This window comes from Streptomyces sp. NPDC051822 (assembly GCF_044452745.1).
GTDB lineage: Bacteria > Actinomycetota > Actinomycetes > Streptomycetales > Streptomycetaceae > Streptomyces.
In genome coordinates this window covers 53711-71711 of the sequence record NZ_JBITBZ010000013.1, presented here as the reverse complement: position 1 = coordinate 71711, position 18001 = coordinate 53711, and the positions used below count along the sequence as shown (strand labels likewise).

The 18001-nt window shown below is 72.0% G+C and carries 20 protein-coding genes; 8 read left to right on the top strand and 12 right to left on the bottom strand.

Annotation, left to right across the window (positions count from 1 at the left end; translation table 11 throughout):
* Nucleotides 1-24: 24 nt before the first annotated feature.
* The 4 genes from ACIA8N_RS31315 to ACIA8N_RS31300 form a co-directional block, all read right to left on the bottom strand.
* A complete protein-coding gene (locus ACIA8N_RS31315; protein WP_365781853.1) occupies nucleotides 25-423 on the bottom strand; it encodes a type II toxin-antitoxin system VapC family toxin in 399 nt (132 codons plus the stop codon).
* Complete coding sequence (locus ACIA8N_RS31310) at nucleotides 420-686, bottom strand: hypothetical protein (protein WP_365781851.1); 267 nt, start codon at nucleotides 684-686, stop codon at nucleotides 420-422. Before ACIA8N_RS31310 ends, ACIA8N_RS31315 begins: the two co-directional genes overlap by 4 nt.
* Nucleotides 687-728: 42 nt before the next feature.
* A complete protein-coding gene (locus ACIA8N_RS31305; protein WP_365781849.1) occupies nucleotides 729-1229 on the bottom strand; it encodes a VOC family protein in 501 nt (166 codons plus the stop codon).
* 62 nt (nucleotides 1230-1291) lie between these two features.
* Nucleotides 1292-1708 carry a hypothetical protein gene (locus tag ACIA8N_RS31300; RefSeq protein ID WP_365781847.1) on the bottom strand — a complete coding sequence of 139 codons (417 nt, stop codon included), beginning with the start codon at nucleotides 1706-1708 and terminating at the stop codon, nucleotides 1292-1294.
* 157 nt (nucleotides 1709-1865) lie between these two features.
* Between ACIA8N_RS31300 and ACIA8N_RS31295 the strand changes: the two genes are divergently transcribed.
* Nucleotides 1866-2702: a helix-turn-helix transcriptional regulator gene (locus ACIA8N_RS31295; protein ID WP_365781845.1), complete on the top strand. Its 837-nt coding sequence runs from the start codon at nucleotides 1866-1868 to the stop codon at nucleotides 2700-2702.
* The gene (locus ACIA8N_RS31290; protein ID WP_365781843.1) at nucleotides 2699-2935 is read left to right on the top strand and encodes a DUF397 domain-containing protein; all 237 of its coding nucleotides are present in this window, start codon (nucleotides 2699-2701) and stop codon (nucleotides 2933-2935) included. The genes ACIA8N_RS31295 and ACIA8N_RS31290 overlap by 4 nt, the downstream gene beginning before the upstream one ends.
* Here the strand turns inward: ACIA8N_RS31290 and ACIA8N_RS31285 are convergent, their stop codons facing one another.
* Together ACIA8N_RS31285 and ACIA8N_RS31280 are read right to left on the bottom strand one after the other, a co-directional pair.
* Nucleotides 2936-3826 carry a glycoside hydrolase family 19 protein gene (locus tag ACIA8N_RS31285; RefSeq protein ID WP_365781841.1) on the bottom strand — a complete coding sequence of 297 codons (891 nt, stop codon included), beginning with the start codon at nucleotides 3824-3826 and terminating at the stop codon, nucleotides 2936-2938. It abuts the gene before it with no gap.
* 166 nt (nucleotides 3827-3992) lie between these two features.
* Entirely contained in the window at nucleotides 3993-4934 is a 942-nt protein-coding gene (locus tag ACIA8N_RS31280) for an NADP-dependent oxidoreductase (RefSeq protein WP_365781839.1), read from the bottom strand.
* A gap of 167 nt (nucleotides 4935-5101) precedes the next feature.
* Between ACIA8N_RS31280 and ACIA8N_RS31275 the strand changes: the two genes are divergently transcribed.
* Together ACIA8N_RS31275 and ACIA8N_RS31270 are read left to right on the top strand one after the other, a co-directional pair.
* On the top strand, nucleotides 5102-6670 hold the full coding sequence (locus ACIA8N_RS31275; protein ID WP_365781837.1) for a substrate-binding domain-containing protein: 1569 nt from the start codon (nucleotides 5102-5104) through the stop codon (nucleotides 6668-6670).
* Nucleotides 6671-6802: 132 nt separating this feature from the next.
* Nucleotides 6803-8722: a serine/threonine-protein kinase gene (locus ACIA8N_RS31270; protein WP_365781835.1), complete on the top strand. Its 1920-nt coding sequence runs from the start codon at nucleotides 6803-6805 to the stop codon at nucleotides 8720-8722.
* Between the two features lie 9 nt (nucleotides 8723-8731).
* Here ACIA8N_RS31270 and ACIA8N_RS31265 read toward each other — a convergent pair whose 3' ends face one another.
* The 4 genes from ACIA8N_RS31265 to ACIA8N_RS31250 form a co-directional block, all read right to left on the bottom strand.
* Nucleotides 8732-9106 carry a hypothetical protein gene (locus tag ACIA8N_RS31265; protein ID WP_365781833.1) on the bottom strand — a complete coding sequence of 125 codons (375 nt, stop codon included), beginning with the start codon at nucleotides 9104-9106 and terminating at the stop codon, nucleotides 8732-8734.
* Nucleotides 9103-9687 carry a DUF6232 family protein gene (locus ACIA8N_RS31260; RefSeq protein WP_365781831.1) on the bottom strand — a complete coding sequence of 195 codons (585 nt, stop codon included), beginning with the start codon at nucleotides 9685-9687 and terminating at the stop codon, nucleotides 9103-9105. Before ACIA8N_RS31260 ends, ACIA8N_RS31265 begins: the two co-directional genes overlap by 4 nt.
* Before the next feature lie 75 nt (nucleotides 9688-9762).
* Complete coding sequence (locus tag ACIA8N_RS31255; protein WP_399416842.1) at nucleotides 9763-9915, bottom strand: hypothetical protein; 153 nt, start codon at nucleotides 9913-9915, stop codon at nucleotides 9763-9765.
* A gap of 154 nt (nucleotides 9916-10069) precedes the next feature.
* Nucleotides 10070-11353 carry an adenylosuccinate synthase gene (locus ACIA8N_RS31250; protein WP_030209822.1) on the bottom strand — a complete coding sequence of 428 codons (1284 nt, stop codon included), beginning with the start codon at nucleotides 11351-11353 and terminating at the stop codon, nucleotides 10070-10072.
* 142 nt (nucleotides 11354-11495) lie between these two features.
* On the opposite strand from ACIA8N_RS31250, the gene ACIA8N_RS31245 reads away from it, so the two are divergent.
* Nucleotides 11496-12305 carry a diacylglycerol kinase gene (locus ACIA8N_RS31245; RefSeq protein ID WP_365781829.1) on the top strand — a complete coding sequence of 270 codons (810 nt, stop codon included), beginning with the start codon at nucleotides 11496-11498 and terminating at the stop codon, nucleotides 12303-12305.
* 27 nt (nucleotides 12306-12332) lie between these two features.
* On the top strand, nucleotides 12333-13682 hold the full coding sequence (locus ACIA8N_RS31240) for a hypothetical protein (protein ID WP_365781827.1): 1350 nt from the start codon (nucleotides 12333-12335) through the stop codon (nucleotides 13680-13682).
* Here the strand turns inward: ACIA8N_RS31240 and ACIA8N_RS31235 are convergent.
* On the bottom strand, nucleotides 13655-14191 hold the full coding sequence (locus ACIA8N_RS31235) for a GbsR/MarR family transcriptional regulator (RefSeq protein ID WP_399416841.1): 537 nt from the start codon (nucleotides 14189-14191) through the stop codon (nucleotides 13655-13657). The two genes, ACIA8N_RS31240 and ACIA8N_RS31235, sit on opposite strands and share 28 nt — an antisense overlap.
* 85 nt (nucleotides 14192-14276) lie before the next feature.
* Here ACIA8N_RS31235 and ACIA8N_RS31230 point away from each other — a divergent pair, with 85 nt between their 5' ends.
* Nucleotides 14277-15176: an ABC transporter ATP-binding protein gene (locus ACIA8N_RS31230; protein WP_365781823.1), complete on the top strand. Its 900-nt coding sequence runs from the start codon at nucleotides 14277-14279 to the stop codon at nucleotides 15174-15176.
* Nucleotides 15173-16747 carry an ABC transporter permease gene (locus tag ACIA8N_RS31225; RefSeq protein WP_365781821.1) on the top strand — a complete coding sequence of 525 codons (1575 nt, stop codon included), beginning with the start codon at nucleotides 15173-15175 and terminating at the stop codon, nucleotides 16745-16747. The genes ACIA8N_RS31230 and ACIA8N_RS31225 overlap by 4 nt, the downstream gene beginning before the upstream one ends.
* 33 nt (nucleotides 16748-16780) lie before the next feature.
* On the opposite strand, the gene ACIA8N_RS31220 is transcribed toward ACIA8N_RS31225, so the two are convergent.
* Complete coding sequence (locus ACIA8N_RS31220; protein WP_365781819.1) at nucleotides 16781-17977, bottom strand: cytochrome P450; 1197 nt, start codon at nucleotides 17975-17977, stop codon at nucleotides 16781-16783.
* Between the last annotated feature and the right edge of the window lie 24 nt (nucleotides 17978-18001).

Here is an 18001-nt window from a genome sequence, read left to right as displayed (position 1 = left end):
TGGCCTGCCGGAGCGCCGGGTCAGTCAGCCGCCGATCACGTCCACCGGGCAGCGGATGCCGGAGGCGCGGGCCAGGCGGCCGTCCGCGGTGACCAGCGCACAGCCGTACGCCTCCGCCGCCGCGACGTAGGCCGCGTCGTACGTGGTGAGGTTCCCCCGCAGTTCCCAGATGCGCGGCAGGAGCACGCGGGACAGTGGAACGACCGGCTCCAGCTTCGCGAGGGCGGCGACGGCGTCCTCGGCGTGCGCCTTGGAGATCTTCCCGCCGAGCAGATTGCCCCGGATCACCGAGAGCACCTCGATCGTCCAGTGCTCCGGCGCGATCCATCTGCTGTCGGCGGCGAGGGCGGCGCGGCACCGGCCCCCGGTCGCCCCCTCGTCGAGCAGCGAGAACGCGAAGACGGAGGCGTCGACGACGATCACTCGTCACCCCCTGGCACGCCGAGGGCGGCGTCACGATCCTCGCGCCCTGCCCGCAGGGCGTCCAGCACATCGGCGGTGTCGAGCCGCGCCCTGAACCGGCCGGCGGAGAACCTCTCCAGGACGGCCAGGTTGTCACGGCGCCGCACTTCGTCGGCCAGCACGTCGAAGAGGTACGCCTGCAACGACTGACCGCGCTCGCCCGCTATGGCCGCGAGCCGGTCACGCATGTCCTCGGGCACGTCACGAATCTGCAGTGCAACCATGCATGCATGGTTGCATGCATGCAGGTGGGCCGCAAGACACCCCTAGGGGGCGGGCGGCCCGTCAGGGCCGCCCTTCAGCGCCCCCGACACGTACTCCATCGCGCGGGTGAACCCGGGGTCGCTCAGCCGCCGGGCCATCTCCGCCTCGTCGACGTCCTCGATGTGGGTCTGGATCCACCAGAGGTTCCCGTACGGGTCGCGGACCCGACCGACCTCGTCGCCGAAGAACAGGTGCGTCACCTCGGTGACGGACGTCCCGCCCGCCTCGACCGCCCGCCGGTGCACGGCCCTGGCGTCCTCCACGTAGAGCCGCACGAAGGCGGGCGTCGGCCCCCAGCCGGGCGGGCTGTCGAAGGCCATGATCCGCCCGGTGCCGATCCGCAGCTCCGCGTGCCCGATGGTGCCGTCCTCCAGGACGAACCGCCCCAGCTCCTCGGCGCCGAAAGCCCGCTCCAGATAGTCGATGAGCCCGGCCGTGTCGCTGCCGATGACCCAGGGCGTGATGGTCGTGTAGCCGTCGGGGACGGCCTTGATGTCGGTCATGGGGCCGAGGCTAGGCAGCATGTAGGTCGATTCATGGCCTATATGCATGGGCATCCGGGTCGTCAGTGCACGCCACTGAACAGCTCGCTCACCGCACTCCGCAGCAGCAGCGGATGCACGAACCGGTCGGCGGCCGTCGGCGGACACCGCCAGGACAGGGGCCAGGTGCGGCCGGACAGCGCGGGCACGGGCACGAAGCTGACGTGCGCGGGCCCCGCGTTGAACCTCGTCACCCCGCGCGGCCACGGCCGGCGCGCCGTCGACCCCGGCGGCACGAGGAAGTAGACCCCTCGCCGGCCGCTCGCCTCGATGACGACCGGGCCCGGGTCGCCTCCCGTCAGCACCTCCATCCAGTCGGCCAGCCGCCGCCCCTCGTCGCCGTCCACCCGGACGGCGTCGAATTGCACTCCGGCCTTACGGAGTTGGAATCCGGAGAGTGGGATCCAATTCACATTTACTTCCCGATTCTCTTCATTCACGGGGCCATGCTCCCCCGTCGGCGCTAGCGTTTTCCACGACTGCTGACGGTGCGTCGGGATTCCCTCGACCTGCGTCAACGCACCCTTATGGCAGTTGAATTCGGCGGGGAGCAGTTGAGACCGGTTGAGATCGGTTGAGTCCGAATGGGGACCGCGAATGGCGCGAGAAGAGAACAGGGAAACGGTAGGCCCTGCGGCCAGGATGGCAGCGGCGGTGGCAAAGAGACTGCGCATGAAGAAGGGCCTGACACAGGAACAGCTGGGCGCCCAGATGGGCTTCACCGGCGCGGCGATCAGCGCCATGGAACGGCTGCTCCACCCGGTGAGCGACGACATGCTGGTCCAGCTCGAACGCGTCCTGGGCGGCGGAACGGGCATCTTCGAGGAGATGCGGGAGCTCGTACGGCTCGAGAAGCTCCCCGAACAGTTCCGGGGGTACGCGCCGATCGAGCAGAAGGCGGTGGCGCTGTGGCTGTACGCGAACCACGTCGTCCACGGCCTCTTCCAGACGGAGGCGTACGCGCGGGCGCTGATCGCGGGCGGCCACCCGGAGCCCTCGCAGGAACGCGTCGAGGAGCTGGTCCTCGCACGGATGGCCCGCAAGGCGCTGTTCGACCGGAAGGTGGTCTGCGAGATCGAGCTGATCCTCGACGAGTCGGTGCTGCGGCGGCCGATCGGGAGCGAGGAGATCATGCGCGGGCAGCTGGAGTACCTGGCGGAGTGCTCGCGGAGGAGGAACGTGAATCTGCAAGTGCTGCCACTGGATGCGGGGTTGGGGACTGAGTACGCGGCCGACAGGGGCAACTTGACGGTCATCGAGACCCCTGTCCACGACCGTGTCACCTACCTGGAGATCCAGGGGGAGAGCCTGCTGCTCACCGACCGCGCGAAGGTCAGTGCGCACATGCAGCGGTATGCGAAGATCCGAGCACAGGCCCTGGATCCGCGCAGGTCGCTGGGCGTCATCGAGGAGTTGGCGGGAGTGCGCAGATGAACGAGACCTTGCACTGGTTCAAGTCCAGCTACAGCGACAGCGGTGGCGGCGAGTGCGTCGAGGTCGCCTTCGACTGGCACAAGTCGTCGTACAGCAGCGACAGCGGCGGCAACTGCGTAGAAGTCGCCTCCTGCGCCCACGCCGTCCACCTGCGGGACTCGAAGGTCAGCGACGGGCCCACGTTCGCCGTGGAGCCCGCCGCCTGGTCCGCCTTCGTCGCCTGGCAGGACTGATCAGCAGTACAGGTTCGCCCCCGTGGGCACGCCCAGGATCTGGGTGAACTGCTGGTACTTCGTGACCCGGCTCTGGACCTGGGCCGGGTTCTTCCCGTCGCACTCCAGCGAGCCGTTGATGGAGCGGATGGTCTGGCCGAAGCCCGCGCCGTTGACCATGGCGTTGTGGGCGGTCATCGTGCCCGGGCCGTTCTGGGTGTTCCAGTACCAGAGGCCCGTCATCATGGCGACGGCCGGTTCGCGCTCGACCCGCCAGGGGTTGTTCAGGAGATCGATGCCGAGGGCCTCGCCGGCCGCCTTGTAGTTGAAGTTCCAGGAGAGCTGGATGGGGCCGCGGCCGTAGTACGCGGCCTGGCCGGCGGGGCAGCCGTAGGGCTGGCCCCAGTCGCAGTAGTGCGGGTAGTTGGCCGTGTTCTGCTCGACGATGTGGACCAGGCCGCCGGTCTCGTGGGAGACGTTCGCGAGGAAGGCCGCGGCCTCCTGGCGCTTGACCGTCTCACCGCCGGTGGTGGCGAAGGCGGGGTACGACTTCAGGGCGGCGGTGAGGCCCGCGTACGTGTAGAAGGGGTTCCGGTTCGGGAACATCTGGTTGAACTGGGCCTCGGAGACGACGAATCCGGACGGATCCGGGGTGCCGCCGCCACCGTCCGTGCCGCAGACGCCCTCGTCGCGCCAGACGTCCGTGGTGCCGGGGCGCTCGTTCTGCGTCCACCACTTCGCGTACCAGTTGTGGCCGTTGTACGAGGCGGTCATGCCGCCGGTGTAGACGCTGCCGGAGCTCCAGGCGCCCACGCAGGCGGGAGCGGCTCCCGCGGAGGCGGTGGGGAGGAGTACGGCGATTCCGACGGCCGTACAGAGCGCGGCCATCAGGGTGAGCAGCTTGCGCAGCATGCGTGCTTCCTTCCGGGTGGGGACCGGGTGGGGGAAGCACACAGCGAAGCGTGATTGGTCTGAACCTGTCAAGGTCTAGACCAGAACTCGTGACGGGTGGGGCAGACATGACGAAGCCGCGCGTGGCCTTCCTCAGGTCACGCGCGGCTCCGTGTCGAGGGCCCCCTCAGATCAGCAGCACGATCCGGCCGGGCCTGTGGCCCGCCTCCGCCCGGCGGTGGGCCTCCGCGACCGACTCCAGGGGCATCACGTCGGCCACCCGGGTGATGACCTCGCGGTTCGCCACCTTCTCCAGGGTCTCCTTCAGGCGGGCCGCGTCCGGCCTGGCCCGGACGGCCTCGACGCGGATGTTCCGCTCGGGGGCCGGGACCCGGTCGGGGGCGAGGGCGACGAAGACGCCGCCGTCCTTCACGACCCGGAGGAGCCCCTCGCCGACGAGCCCCCCGTCGAAGATCGCGTCCACCCGGTACGGGTCGCCCTCGACCACCCGCGCGGCCACCTCCTCCGCTGGACCACGGGTGACGACGTGGTCCGCGCCGAGGATCCTCAGTTCCTGCTCGTCGCCCTCGTGGGCGACGGCCACCACCCGCAGCCCGGCGGCGTGGGCGTACTGCACCGCAAGCCTGCCCACCACGGCGCTCGCCCCCGTCACCAGGAGCGTCGCGCCCTCCTGGAGCCGGAGCCGGTCCAGGCCCTGCTGGGCGGTGGCCGACGCCAGGGGGACGGACGCGGCCACCGTGAACTCCACGTCGTCCGGGATCGGGGCCAGCCACTCCGGGGCGACCCGTACGACCTCCGCGTACGTGCCCTCGCCCGTCAGCTCCTCGTACCAGGGGATGTAACCGGCCACCCGGGTGCCCTCCGCCATCCCGGGCACGGGGTCGAGCAGCCTGCCCGCGAAGTCGGTCCCGATCACGAAGGGGGGCCTGAGGTCGCCGACCGCGTCGGCGTAGAGGCCCGCCCGGATCCGCAGGTCGGCTTGGTTCACTCCGGCCGCCTTCAGCCGGACCCGGACCCGCCCGGGGACGTCACCGGGCTCCGGTTCGGGCCGGCGGGCCATTCTGAGGACCTCGGGTCCGCCGTAGGCGGTCACTTCGACGACACGCATGGGGTTCTCCTCAGACGGAAGGCCCCCTCGTGGCCATTACACCCACGCTCCCCACCCCCGGCAACCCCGGAGGGACCGGCTGGGACCAGTTGAAGGAAGGACGAACTCCAGGTGGCGGGCAGCGACGTACCTCCCGTGACCGCACACACGTCCGTACCGTCGCGCGGGTGGACTGGCTTACCGCTGAGAACCTCATCGCCGTGGGCACCGCGCTCATGGGCGTCCTCGTGTCGATCGTCGCCATCTGGATCGAACGATGGGTCCCGCGCCAGCGCCGGATCGGCTACCGCGTCCAGCTCGACACGGCCATCGGCGCGGGGGCCGCCCACACCAGCGTCCTGACCGGCCCCGGCGCGACCGTACGGCGCGGGCTCTTCGTCACCGACCAGGAGCTCGCCGAGGCCAACGCCACCATCGTCCTGCTCCGGATCGAGAACGACGGCGGCCTGGCCGTCAGCGGCGACCACTACACGGACGGCGGCAACACCGGCCTCACCGTGGTGTTCGGCAGCACGGAGGACGCCGCCAGACGGCGGCACATGAAGGCGATCGTCGTGACCGCCCCCGACCACCCCGGGCTCCTGACCCACTTCGACGCCGCCTGGCAGCCGCAGGTCGGCGCCACCTCCCTCGTCCTGCCCAAGGTGCCGCTCAACCGGGGCGCCCACTACAAACTGCTCGTCCTGCTCACCGGCGGGCCCATCGGCAGCCCCGTCTCCGTCCACGGCAACGTCGCCGAGGGGGTCGTCCACCTCAACCGCAGCACGACCCCCGACGACAAGCCGCCCGTCTTCAGCCGGGCCGCCAGGACCGTCACCGTCGCCCTCAGCCTCTGCGTGATCGCCCTCGCCGTGATCATCGTCCGCGAGCAGACCCCGCCGCCGATCGGCTGCGCCAAGGGCACGCTCACCGTCACCGGGTCGACGGCCTTCGCTCCGGTCGTACGGGAGCTCGCGAAGAAGTACGAGAAGGACTGCGAGGGCTCGACGGTGCATGTGAACGCGCACGGGTCGACCTCCGGGATACGGCAGTTGGAGACGGCCGGGGCGAAGGCGTCCAAGGGCTCGCCCGCCGTCATCGCCCTCTCCGACGGGCCCAAGCCGAGCGGTTATCCGCAGCTGCGGGAGAGCATGGTCGCGGTCTCCCTCTTCACTCTCGTCCTCAACGACGGGATACCCGTGGAGAGCCTCACCCTGGACCAGATCCGCCGCCTCTACCGGGGCGAGATCACCAACTGGAACGAGCTGGCGCCCGGCGTCGACCAGCCGGTCCGGCTCATCAGCAGGGACGCCAACTCCGGCACCAGGGAGGTGTTCCAGCGCCGGGTCCTCGACCGCAACGAACTGGCCAACTCCTCCCTCAACTGCGAGTCGCTCGACGACCCCGCGGCGACGGTGGTCCGCTGCGAACTCGACTCCACCGAGCAGGTCCTGTCGGCCGTCGCCAAGCTCCCCGGCGCCATCGGCTACACCGAACTGCGCAGCGGCAGCGATCTGAAGGGGCTGCACAGGGTCGCCATCGACGGGCGCAGGCCCGTCGTCGAGGAGATCGGCGAGTCGAGCTATCCGTACCGGGAGATCGAGTACGCCTACACGTGGGGACAGCCGCCGGCCGACTCGCTGACCTCCAGCTTCCTGAACTACCTGACCCGTGGCAGCGGCCAGGACGTCATCCTCACCCACGGCCATCTGCCCTGCGCGACGCCCAAGGGTCTGAAGGTCTGCGGGGAAGGCTGAGAACACGGGCGGGGACGGCGAGGGTGGGGCGAGGACGGCGAGGGTGGGGCGGGGACGGCCGACGCGCGGTCGCCGGGGGTGCTCCGTGGATCGGCGGAGACGGCTGACGCGCGGTCTGGCATGCTCGTCGCCGTGGAGCCATTGAACCCGGAAGACCCGGTCAGCATCGGCCCGTTCCGTCTGCTCGGCCGCCTCGGGGTCGGCGGGATGGGCCGGGTGTTCCTGGCGCGTTCGGCGGGCGGCCGCACCGTCGCCGTGAAGGTGGTGCACGCCGAGCTGGCCGCCCAGGACGAGTTCCGGCGCCGGTTCGCCCGCGAGGTCCACTCCCTCGAACGGGTCGGCGGGACGGGCACGGCGCCCGTGCTCGGCTCCGACACCACCGCCGGGTCGCCGTGGGTGGCCATCGGCTACGTACCGGGGCCGTCCCTGCGGACGGTCGTCGGCGACGAGTACGGGCCGCTGCCGCCCGCGACCGTGAAGGCCCTCGCCGGCGGGCTCGCCCGCGCCCTCGTCCACATCCACGCCGCCGGGCTCGTCCACCGCGACCTCAAGCCGTCGAACGTGCTGCTCACCGTCGACGGGCCCCGGATCATCGACTTCGGCATCGCCCGCGCCGTCGACACGATCGCCGAAGGCGGCGGACTGACCACCACGGGGGCCGTGGTCGGCTCGCCCGGCTTCATGTCGCCCGAGCAGGTGCGCGGCGACCACCTCGCGCCCGCGTCGGACGTCTTCTGCCTCGGCTCGGTCCTCGTGTACGCGGCCACCGGCCGTTCCCCCTTCGGTACGGCGGACAGCGGCGTCCACGCCACCATGTTCCGCATCGCCCACGACGAGCCCGACCTGACGGATCTCCCGCCCGAGCTGTCCGGGCTGATCCGGGCCTGCCTCGCCAAGGACGCGGCGAGCCGCCCCTCCGCCGCCGAGATCGCCGAGACCCTGCCGGTGCCGGACGCCTGGCTCCCGGCGGACGTCCTGGCCCGGCTCGGCCGGCACGCGGCCCGGCTCCTGGAGGCGGAGCCCAAGGGCGCCGCCGGCCCCGTCGGGGCGGGGGTCGCCGGGGCCGTCGGTCTCGGATCCGGGACCGTCGGTCTCGGGTCCGGGGACCCGACGCCGCCCACGCCGCTGCCGGCCACCCAGCCCTCGACGCCGACCCCTGCGCCCCGGCGTCGCCGTACCGCCCTGATCGCCGGCCTCACGGCCCTCGCGGTGGCGGCGGCGGGGCTCACGTACACCTTCTGGCCCGACTTCGGCACCGGCGCCGACGAGCAGAAGGACAAGGCGCGCGGCGGCACGGGCAGCGTCTCCGCCCGCCCCTCCGGCATCGTCCCGGCCGCGTTCCTCGGCGCCTGGGAGGGCGTGCTGCAGGGCTCCCCGTTCGACCCGAGGGAGACCACCCGGATCGAGATCAGCCAGGGCGCGGCCGGGGCGAAGAACGCCGTCTACGTCCAGGTCGCGGAGAACCGCCTGTGCATGGGCCGCTCCCGGCTCGTCTCGGCCGACGAGGACAAGGTCGTCCTCGGCGAGTCCGACGTGACGACCAGCGTGCCCGCCGAGCGCTGCGTCCCCGCCGCCCACCAGACCCTCACCCTCCGCTCCCCCGACGTCCTGGAATGGAGGTCCGGCGCCGCGAAGGCCACCTTCCGCAAGGCGCCCACCGGGACCGAGGTCGTCCCCGCCAAGTTCCTCGGCACCTGGTCGCGCATCCCCGCGCCGGAGATCTACGGCGACAGCGACGACCGCTACACGTCACGGGTGACCATCACCCAGGGTCCCGTCGGCTCCCCCGTGATGAGCACCCTCGACGGCTATCCGCGCACCGTCGACGGCGTGACCACCGACGAGGACTGGTCCTGCGCCACCACGTCGGTCCTCGCGGGCGTGGGCAACCTGCTGGTCGTCGGCCCCGCCACCCGGGACGCCACCGCCTGGGACCGCGAATGCCAGGAGGGCCTCTCCCGCTACCTGGTCGTCGACAAGCTGAACGGCAAGGACCGGCTCCTGGTCTACCCGATGCTGGACGGCGAACCGAACGAGTACCACCGGTCGTAGGGGGCCGTCCTAACCTCCCAGCAGCGTCAGGATCTGATGGATCACGGCGAGCGCGGCGGCGCCCGCCGGGCCCGCCGTCTCGGCGATGCCGCCGACCCGCTCCAGGGCGGTCCGCCGGGTCTCCGGCTCGCCCGGGGCGACGATCTCGCTCTCGGCCGCCTCGACGGTCCGCACGGCGAGGGGCCTCTCCTGGTCACCCAGTTGCCGCCGCAGCTCCTGGAGGAGGGGCAGCAGGGTCGCCAGGGCCTGTTCGAGGTCCGGGGGCGTGGCGGGAGGCGGGCCGGCGGCCATCGTGCGCTTGTCGATGCCGACGCTGTCCGTGGTCTGGTGCATGTGCACCACGTCGCCGTGGAAGTCGCCGTGGAAGTGGTCTCCTGCCGTCATTTGGTGATCCCCACGTTCCCGGTGCCGCCGTTGATGTTGACCTTGTCGCCGAAGTCGTAGTTCTTGTGGTTGATCGTCAGGCTCTCCACCCGCATGCGGAAGTCGGCCTCCGGGTTCTCGATCGCGTACGCGATCTTCTCGACGAGCTCCGCGAGCACGACGCCGCTCTTGCTGACGAGGACGGCCTTCGCCAGGCCGGTGGTCTCGACGACCAGGACGGAGTACGAGGACCCGAGGAGGACGACCGTCAGGTCGACCACGGCGTAGCCCAGGACGACCACGCCCAGCATCACTCCGGTCTGCGCGGCTTCGTCGTCCCTGAGGGCGTTCGACACGGCGAGGACCACCAGGACGACGGCGAGCCACTTGAGGAACCGCTTGAACGCCTTGCCCCGGTCGGGGGCCACGTCATGCGTCCGCACCCGGGCGATGCTCCGCAGCGGGTAGCAGGCCATGTTCACCCACAGGAGCCGCCCGCTGACGCTCACGTCGATCCTGCTGATGTCGGCCCCGGGCTCCTCGGGCGGGTACGCGGGCAGCGGGGGCGGAACGGGCGGTACGAGTGGGCCTGCCGGTGCCATGGTTCCCCCTGACGTGGTCCAGCGTGCGACGGGAGACCCATTAGGCACCCAACTCCCTTGACTGACAAGGAGAGTTCAGGACTCTGGTGCGACGACTTCGGCCGCCGCGCGGGCGTAGGAGCGGACCAGGGGGCGGGTGTCGTCGGCCCGCCAGGCCAGGGCCAGCCGGCTGGGGGTGACGCCGCTGACGGGCCGGATCGCGACGCCTTCTCGGGCGAGCAGCGGCACGTTCCCCTTCGCGACCAGGCAGATGCCGAGCGCGGCGACGTGGCGGCGTGGGAGAAGGTCGGCCGGGACACGAAGCTGGACGGCTGACGCACGCGAAGGGCCCGCACCCCGGTGAACCGGGGTGCGGGCCCTCGTCGCGTGTGTCCCTCCGCGCTTAGAGGAACGAGTTGATCTCGATCGTCTCGGTGCGGCCGGGGCCGACGCCGATCGCGGAGATCGGGGCGCCCGACATCTCCTCCAGGGCCTTCACGTACGCCTGCGCGTTCTTCGGCAGGTCGGCGAAGGTCTTGGCCTTGGTGATGTCCTCGGACCAGCCCGGCAGCATTTCGTAGATCGGCTTCGCGTGGTGGAAGTCGGTCTGCGAGTAGGGCAGCTCCTCGACGCGCTTGCCGTCGATCTCGTACGCGACGCAGACCGGGATCTGCTCCCAGCCCGTGAGGACGTCGAGCTTGGTGAGGAAGAAGTCGGTCAGGCCGTTGACCCGGGTCGCGTAGCGCGCGATGACCGCGTCGAACCAGCCGCAGCGACGGTCACGGCCGGTGGTGACACCGCGCTCGCCGCCGATGCGCCGCAGCGCCTCGCCGTCCGCGTCGAACAGCTCCGTCGGGAACGGGCCGGCGCCGACGCGGGTCGTGTACGCCTTGAGGATGCCGATGACGCGGCTGATCTTCGTCGGGCCGACACCCGCGCCCGTGCAGGCGCCGCCCGCGGTCGGGTTCGAGGAGGTGACGAAGGGGTACGTGCCGTGGTCGACGTCCAGGAGGGTGCCCTGGCCGCCCTCGAAGAGCACGACCTTGTCCTCGTCGAGCGCGTTGTTGAGGATCAGCGTGGTGTCCGCGACGAACGGCTTGATCTGCTCCGCGTACTGGAGCATCTCCTCGACGATCTGGGCGGCGTCGATCGCACGGCGGTTGTAGAGCTTGGCGAGCAGCTGGTTCTTGCCCTCGAGGGCTGCTTCGACCTTCTGGTTCAGGATCGACTCGTCGTAGAGGTCCTGGACGCGGATGCCGACGCGGTTGATCTTGTCGGCGTAGGTCGGGCCGATGCCGCGGCCCGTGGTGCCGATCTTGCGCTTACCGAGGAACCGTTCCGTCACCTTGTCGAGGGTGACGTTGTACGGAGTGATCAGGTGAGCGTTGCCGCTGATCAGGAGCTTGGACGTGTCCACGCCGCGCTCGTTCAGCCCGCTCAGCTCGGAGAGCAGGACCGCCGGGTCGACGACGACACCGTTACCGATCACCGGGGTACACCCCGGCGACAGGATTCCGGAAGGGAGGAGGTGGAGCGCGTACTTCTGGTCGCCTACGACGACCGTGTGGCCGGCATTGTTGCCGCCCTGGTAACGCACCACGTAGTCCACGGAACCACCGAGGAGGTCGGTGGCCTTTCCCTTGCCCTCGTCACCCCACTGAGCACCGAGCAGCACAAGTGCGGGCACAGGCGTACACCCCTTCCGGGTGGGGCATGTCCAAGGTCAGGGGCCGAGGCCGCCTCACCGGTGTGCCCCGGAATAGACGAAGCCCCTGGCGCAATAGCGCAAGGGGCTCTTGCACAAAGATGCTACCCGAGGAAGGACCGAGGTGTCGGATCACGACCAGCTGCTGGTCATCGTCGACCCGGTCGCCCGCCGAAGTGACGGCGAGTCCGTGCGGATCGCGAAAGATGTCCTGTCCGCGGGCGCGGAGACGAAGATCTGCCTGCCGGACAGCCCGGAGGAATTCTCGCGCGCCCTGGCCCGGCGCGGCTCCCGGCGCCCCGTGGTGCTCGGAGACGACCGCGCGCTGCTGCGTACGGTGGCCCTGCTGCACCGGGAGCGGGGCCTCGCCGACGGCGTCCTGTCCCTCGTCCCGATCGGCTCCCCCGACGCCCTGGAAATCGCGCACGCGCTCGGCGTGCCGCGCTCCACGCCCGCGGCGGCGCGCGCGGTCCTTGCCGGAACGGTTCAGCGCCTCGACCTGCTCGTCGACGACAGCGACGGCGTCGTCCTCGGCGACCTCCGCATCCCCGGCGTACCGGCCGGCGCCGCCCTGTCCTCGGGCCCGTCCGTCTGGGGCACCTGCCGGTCGCTGGTCCGGACCCTGGTGCGCCCGGCCCCGACGGCCCTCGCGGTCCGCACCCACCGGCTGCGGGTGGAGGCGGACGGGGTGCTGCTCAGCGACGTCGACACCCCGCTGGAGAGCCTGACGGTCCGCTGGGTCGCCGGTACGGCCGAGGTGACCGTCCACCCCTCGGCCGCCCCGCCCCGCCACACCACGGCCCGCGTCCTCACGGTCTCGGGCCCGGACTTCCGCTACCGCGCGGACGGCCGCCTGACGGGACCGGTGCGGCGGCGGACATGGACGGTGCGGGAGGGAGCCTGGGGGCTGACGCTGCCGCGGGCCGCGCCTTAGGGTCCTCCCAGACGACCTGGGGGGCGTATGAGCGCGTCGGAGCAAGACGGAACGGCGTCGGAGCGGAACGGAACGGCGTCGGAGCGGGCCGGAACGGCCGAGGCACTGGACCGGTACCGGCGGCGGGCCGCCCTGTGGGTGAAGGCCGGCGCCGCCGTCCTCGCCGCGGGCGTGGCGCTGGGGGTGCTGTCCGTGGACTCCCCCGCCGCCGGCTGGGTCCCGGAGGTCCTGCCGTACCCGCTGGCCGGCGGCGCCTTCGCGCTGCTGCTCGGCCTCGGCGCGCAGCGCCTCGCCCGCCGGATGCGGCGGGTCCTGGGCGCCGGGGACTGGTCGGCGCACGCCGTGGTGGCCCTGCCCAAGGGCGTGGTGGTCCTGGCCGGTCCGGAACCCGGCGTACTGCTGCCCCGGCAGGTCGTCGCCGTCAAGGAGCGGTACGCGCGCGTGGAGCCCGGCCCCGACGGGGTCCTGTGGTGGTGCGGCGACCCGCTCGGCGGCGGGGTGATCGCCCCGCCGGGCGGGGGCGAGCTGGTCTGGACCCGGCCCGTACGGAGTGCCGGGGCCCGCCGCAGGGCCGTGGCCCTCGCGGAGCTGCGGGGTCTCGCGGAGCGCCCGGCGATCGGTATGCCGACGCCGCTCCCGGCGGCCGCCTCTCCCGCCCTCCCGTACGCGGCCCTGGCCGAGGCCGCCCGGCGGCAGGCGGTCGCGGCGAAGGCCCCGGGGCAGACGGTCGCGGCGAAGCTCCGGCAGCAGACGGTCCTGGCGAGGCTTTGGCGGCCCCGGCGGAACCGTCCGGAGCCGGACGTCCGGACCGTGGCCTGGTGGCGGGTGCGGGGGCTGCGGGAGATCTCGGGGCTCTCGTGGACGGCGGGAACGTGCGCCATCGCGGCCGCCCTGCTCGGTGTCACCCGGCTCGGCGGCGAGGACGCGGGGATGCTCGGCGTCTTCGGCCTCTTCATGGCCGCGGGGGCCTGCGTCAACGTGTTCCGGCTGCTGACCTCGGGCGTGTCCGCCGCCCGGCTCCTCGCCCGCACCGCGGGCGCACCCGTGGCCGTACCCAAGCGGTACGTGGTGCTGGCCGACCCGTACGGCGGGAGCCCGGTCCTCGTCGTCTTCGCGCCGCACGGCGGGCCGGAAGACCAGCCCGAGGGCGCCCTGCCGCTGCTGCGGTCGTCCGCGCCGGGCGAGCCGGCCGGGGAGGTCGAGCTGCACGGATGGCTCGACCTGGACACGCGAGGGCGGCCCCTCGTGGTCGCGCGCGCGTCCGGCGGTCGGGTGCTGTGGCCGCGGGAGCCGTACCTGGAGGCGGGCACGCCGGGGTTCGCCGAGGTGGCGCGGTGGCTCGCGCCGCCTCAGGAGGAGGGCGTTCCGGTGGTCTGAGCCGCCTTGTGGGCGCTCCAGCGGTCCATGATCTGCAGTGTCTCGCGCTGCAGGAACGCGAAGAAGTCGGCCGTCTCGGCCGTGCGCGCGCCCGCCGCCGTGTCCGGGCCGAGCGTCTCCGCGCCCTCCCTGAGGACCTTCTCCCAGCGGGAGAGGACCTGGTCGCGGCGGGTGAAGGTCTCGTACCAGAGCTCGTTGTGGAGGACGTACCGCTCGCGCCGGGTGCCGGGCTCGCGTTCGCGGCTGACCATGCTGACCTGGCTGAGGTAGCGGATCGCGCCGGAGACGGCCGCCGGGCTGATCTTGAGCTGTTCGGCGAGTTCGGCCGAGGTCATGGAGGCGGTCTCGGAGGCGAGGAGGGCCGCGAAGACGCGCGAGGCCATGCGCTGCATGCCGGCTTCCGTCATCTCGGCGGCGAAGCGCTCCACGAAGCGGGAGGCGGCGTCCTGGGCCTCCGCGGTGGACCGGGCCCGCGCAGGGGTGCCTTCGGGGGTGCTCATGCCGGTCATCGTCTCCCTCGTTCGCCTGGCGACTCTGGAGTTTATACGCTTCCTTAACTTCACAACTTTGTGAAATGAGCGTACGTTCCGAAACATGACGAAGGCAATCAGCGTCGCCGGACTGCACAAGTCCTTCGGGCGGACGCACGCGCTCGACGACCTCGACCTCACCGTCGAGACCGGCGAGGTCCACGGCTTCCTCGGCCCCAACGGCGCCGGCAAGTCCACCACCATCCGCGTCCTCCTCGGCCTCCTGCGCCCCGACTCCGGAGCAGCCGCCGTCCTCGGCAAGGACCCCTGGCAGGACGCCGTCGCACTGCACCGCCGGATCGCGTACGTCCCCGGCGACGTCACCCTCTGGCGCAACCTCTCCGGCGGCGAGGTCATCGACCTGTACGGCCGGCTCCGGGGCGGCCTCGACAAGACCCGCCGCGCCGAGCTCGTCGAGCGGTTCGAACTCGACCCCACCAAGAAGGGCCGCACCTACTCCAAGGGCAACCGGCAGAAGGTCGCCCTCGTCGCCGCCTTCGCCTCCGACGTCGACCTGTTCGTCCTCGACGAGCCGACCAGCGGCCTCGACCCGCTGATGGAGGAGGTCTTCCGGAGCTGCGTCCGGGAGGCCCTCGACCGGGGCCGGACCGTCCTCCTGTCGTCGCACATCCTCAGCGAGGTCGAGACCCTCTGCGACCGGGTCAGCATCGTCCGCAAGGGCCGGACCGTGGAGTCCGGCTCGCTCGCCGAGCTGCGGCACCTGACCCGTACCAGCGTCACCGCCGAACTCGCCGGCCCGCCCGACGGCCTCGCCCACCTCCCCGGCGTCCACGACGTGTCCGTGACCGGCCTGCGGGTGCGGCTCCAGGTCGACACCGACAAGCTCGACGCGGTCCTGCGCGCCCTGACCGCCTCGGGCGTACGGAGCCTCACCAGCACCCCGCCCACCCTGGAGGAGCTGTTCCTCCGGCACTACGCGACGGAGGAGGTGGCCGCGTCATGAGTACGGTCACGCTCGCCGGCACCGGAACCCTCACCCGGCTCGCCCTGCGCCGCGACCGGCTGATGATCCCCCTCTGGGCGCTCGCCACCGGCGGCATGGTCGCGAGCGGCGCGAACTCCTTTGAGGGCCTGTACGACACGGCCGCCGCACGGGCCGGGGTCGCCGCCTCCATGACCGCCAACAGCTCGATGCGCGCCCTGTACGGGCCCGTCTTCGACGACTCCGTCGGCGGGCTCGTCGCCTGGCGGTTCGGCACCTTCGCCGCGGTCCTCGCCGCCGTCGCCAGTCTGATCGTGGTCGTCCGGCACACCCGCGAGGAGGAGGAGACGGGCCGCCAGGAGATGCTGTCCGCCGGCGCGGTCGGCCGCCGGGCCCCCCTCACCGCCGCCCTCCTCGCGGCGCTCGCCGTCAACTCCGCCGTCGCCCTCATCGTCACGGCGGGCCTCTCCGGCCAGGGCACGGCCGGGGCGCTCGCCCTCGGCCTGGCCATCGGCGGCACCGGCATGGTCTTCGCGACGACGGCCGCGCTCGCCGCCCAGCTGACGGAGAGCGCCCGCCTCGCCAAGGGCCTGACGGCCGCCGCCCTCGGCCTCGCCTTCGCCCTGCGGGCGGCGGGCGACTCGGGAACCGCCGACGGCTCGTCGCTCCTGACCTGGCTCTCCCCGATCGGCTGGGCCGAGAACGTCCGCGCCTACGCGGGCGAACGCTGGTGGGTGCTGCTCCTGACCGCCGGGGCGATCCTGGTGCAGACGGCGGCGGCGTACGCGCTGACAGCCCGCCGGGACGTGGGCGCGAGCTTCATCGCGACGCGACCCGGCCCGGCGGAGGGACGCCTCGGGTCGGCGGGGGCACTCGCCTGGCGGCTCCAGCGCGGCACGCTGCTCGGCTGGTCGCTGGGCTTCCTGCTCGGCGGGCTCGTCTTCGGCGGGATGGTCGAGGGCGCGGCGGACCTGGTCGGCGACAACGAGCAGGCCCGCGAGATCTTCGAACGCATGGGCGGCCAGAGCGCCCTCACGGACGCCTTCCTGGCCACGATGGTCTCCCTCTTCGGCATGATCGCGGCCCTCTTCGCGGTCGGCTCGGTGTTGCGGGCGCACGGCGAGGAGACGTCCGGCCGGGCGGAACCCCTCCTCGCGAACGCCCTGGGCCGGCTCCGCTGGGCGGCCGGCCACCTGGTGATCGCCTTCGGCGGCCCGGCCCTGATCCTGCTCCTCGCCGGCCTGGGTCTGACCCTCTCGTACGGCCACGATCCCGCACCGATCCTGGGCGCGTCCCTCGCCCAGCTCCCGGCGGTATGGAGCCTCGCGGGCCTGGCGGTCCTCCTCTGGGGCGCCGCCCCGAAAGCCGCGACCGCCGCGTGGGGCGTGGCGGGCCTCTGCCTGGCCCTCGGCTGGATCGGCCCGGCCCTGGACCTCCCCCAGACGGCCCTGAACCTCTCCCCCTTCGCCCACCTCCCGAAGCTCCCGGGCCCGGAGACGACGTGGCCTCCGATCCTGCTCCTGACCGCCGTGGCGGCGACTCTGACCGCAACGGGCCTGACGGCCCTACGCCGCCGCGACCTCCTGACCTGAGGCCCGCGCCTACAGGGCGGTACTCGGTGGCTCTCAGATCTCCACCAAAAGCTCCTCGAAGCCCCTGATCACGTACCCGGGCTTTCTTGTCGGCTCGGACGTGAGCTTCAGGGTTGGCGCCTGCCGCAGCAACTCGTCGAAGACGGCGGTCAGTTCCAGGCGGGCCAGCGGGGCGCCCAGGCAGTAGTGGATTCCCGCGCCGAAGCTGATGTGGGGGTTGTCGGCGCGGGTCAGGTCGAGGGTGTCGGCGGTGGGGCCGAAGCGGGCGGGGTCGCGGTTGGCCGAGCCGAAGAGGAGGGCGACCTCGGAGCCGCGCGGGAGGGTGACGCCGTCGAGTTCGATGTCGTCGAGGACCCAGCGCTCGAACATCTGGAGCGGGGTGTCGTAACGCAGAAGTTCTTCCACAGCTGTGGACAACTTTTCGGGATCCGGCCGGACGCCCTCCTTCAGGAGGGTCCACCAGCCGGTGACCGCCGTGTTCACGGTCGCCTCGTGGCCCGCGTTCAGGAGGAGTACACAGGTGGAGATCATCTCCTGTTCGGTCAGCTCCTCGACCGCGATCAGGGACGAGATGAGATCGTCCCCCGGTTCCCTGCGCCGGCGAGCGATCAGCTCCCTCAGGTAGTCCGAGAACTCGATCGACGCCTCCACCGCCCGCCGGGCCGTCGCCTCCGACGGGTTGAGCTCGAACATCCCGCAGATCGCCGCCGACCAGGGCCGTAGCCGCCCCCGCTCCTCGTCCTCCTCCGGCACGCCGAGCATCTCCGCGATCACCGCGACCGGCAGCGGCTCCGCGACCACGGCCTGGAGATCACCGCCGCCCGCCGCCACCAGGTCGCCGACGAGGCCGGCGGCGAGCCGCCGTACCGTCGGCGCCAGGTTCTCCACCGTCCTCGGCGTGAACGCCTTCGAGACGAGCCGCCGGATCCGCGCGTGGTCGGCCGCCTCCAGATCGAGCAGCCCGTGGTCGTTCAGCGTGTGGAAGGGCTCGTACGCGGCGGCCGGCGGCGTCTGCCCGAACTCCTCGTGCGTGAAGCGGTGGGTGTAGGTACGGCCGAGCCGCCGGTCCCGCAGGAGCGCCGACACGTCCTCGTAGTGCGGGATCAGCCACTGCCGGGTCGGCGCGAACCAGTGGGCGCGGCCGGTGGCACGCAGCTCGGCGTACGCGGGGTAGGGATCGGCGACGAACTCGGGGGACCAGGGGTCGAAGGCGGCGTCAACAGCGTCCATGGGCGGACGCTACCGCCCATGGAG

What these genes read in the sequence shown, in the direction of transcription:
- ACIA8N_RS31310 (WP_365781851.1), bottom strand. Translation starts at nt 686, where the DNA reads ATGGTTGCACTGCAGATTCGTGACGTGCCCGAGGACATGCGTGACCGG.
- ACIA8N_RS31305 (WP_365781849.1), bottom strand. Translation starts at nt 1,229, where the DNA reads ATGACCGACATCAAGGCCGTCCCCGACGGCTACACGACCATCACGCCC.
- ACIA8N_RS31295 (WP_365781845.1), top strand. Translation starts at nt 1,866, where the DNA reads ATGGCGCGAGAAGAGAACAGGGAAACGGTAGGCCCTGCGGCCAGGATG.
- ACIA8N_RS31290 (WP_365781843.1), top strand. Translation starts at nt 2,699, where the DNA reads ATGAACGAGACCTTGCACTGGTTCAAGTCCAGCTACAGCGACAGCGGT.
- ACIA8N_RS31285 (WP_365781841.1), bottom strand. Translation starts at nt 3,826, where the DNA reads ATGCTGCGCAAGCTGCTCACCCTGATGGCCGCGCTCTGTACGGCCGTC.
- ACIA8N_RS31280 (WP_365781839.1), bottom strand. Translation starts at nt 4,934, where the DNA reads ATGCGTGTCGTCGAAGTGACCGCCTACGGCGGACCCGAGGTCCTCAGA.
- ACIA8N_RS31265 (WP_365781833.1), bottom strand. Translation starts at nt 9,106, where the DNA reads ATGACGGCAGGAGACCACTTCCACGGCGACTTCCACGGCGACGTGGTG.
- ACIA8N_RS31260 (WP_365781831.1), bottom strand. Translation starts at nt 9,687, where the DNA reads ATGGCACCGGCAGGCCCACTCGTACCGCCCGTTCCGCCCCCGCTGCCC.
- ACIA8N_RS31240 (WP_365781827.1), top strand. Translation starts at nt 12,333, where the DNA reads ATGAGCGCGTCGGAGCAAGACGGAACGGCGTCGGAGCGGAACGGAACG.
- ACIA8N_RS31235 (WP_399416841.1), bottom strand. Translation starts at nt 14,191, where the DNA reads ATGACCGGCATGAGCACCCCCGAAGGCACCCCTGCGCGGGCCCGGTCC.
- ACIA8N_RS31230 (WP_365781823.1), top strand. Translation starts at nt 14,277, where the DNA reads ATGACGAAGGCAATCAGCGTCGCCGGACTGCACAAGTCCTTCGGGCGG.
- ACIA8N_RS31225 (WP_365781821.1), top strand. Translation starts at nt 15,173, where the DNA reads ATGAGTACGGTCACGCTCGCCGGCACCGGAACCCTCACCCGGCTCGCC.
- ACIA8N_RS31220 (WP_365781819.1), bottom strand. Translation starts at nt 17,977, where the DNA reads ATGGACGCTGTTGACGCCGCCTTCGACCCCTGGTCCCCCGAGTTCGTC.